We start from the raw sequence: 581 nt of genomic DNA on the forward strand, positions 1-581 counted from the left end.
GGTGGGCGTGGCAGATACGGGCCAGATCATCGGCCGAGCCGCTGAACTCCATGGTCAGCACGCCTTCGTGCACCAGCTCGGAGACGTTGGCGCCAACCAGGTGCATGCCGAGGATGCGATCGGTTTCGGCATGGGCCAGGATCTTCACGAAGCCAGCCGGCTCGATCATCGCCACGGCACGGCCGTTGGCGGCGAACGGGAAGCTGCCGGCCTTGTACGGAATGCCTTCGGCCTTCAGCTGTGCTTCGGTCTTGCCGACCCAGGCCAGTTCCGGTTCGGTGTAGATGACCCACGGAATGGTGTCGAAGTTGACGTGGCCCGGCAGGCCGGCGATCAGCTCAGCCACCGCGATGCCTTCCTCGAAGCCCTTGTGCGCCAGCATCGGGCCGCGCACGCAGTCGCCGACCGCCCACACGCCGTTGACGCCGGTGTGGCAGTGCGCGTCGACTTCGATCTGGCCACGCTCGTTGATCTTCACGCCGGTGCCTTCAGCCAGCAGGCCCTTGGTGGCGGCGCGACGGCCGACGGCCACCAGCAGCTTGTCCACGGTCAGGGTCTTTTCGCCTTCGCTGTCGGTGTAG

General features: G+C 66.4%; 1 protein-coding gene. It reads right to left on the minus strand.

Annotation, left to right across the window (positions count from 1 at the left end; translation table 11 throughout):
- Positions 1 to 581, minus strand: a 581-nt coding sequence (locus C9414_RS20890; RefSeq protein ID WP_181286195.1) for an FAD-dependent oxidoreductase, incomplete at both ends; no start/stop codon positions are given.

The sequence above is a fragment of the Bacillus sp. Nf3 genome, assembly GCF_003028545.1.
Classification (GTDB): Bacteria; Bacillota; Bacilli; order Bacillales; family Bacillaceae; genus Bacillus; species Bacillus safensis.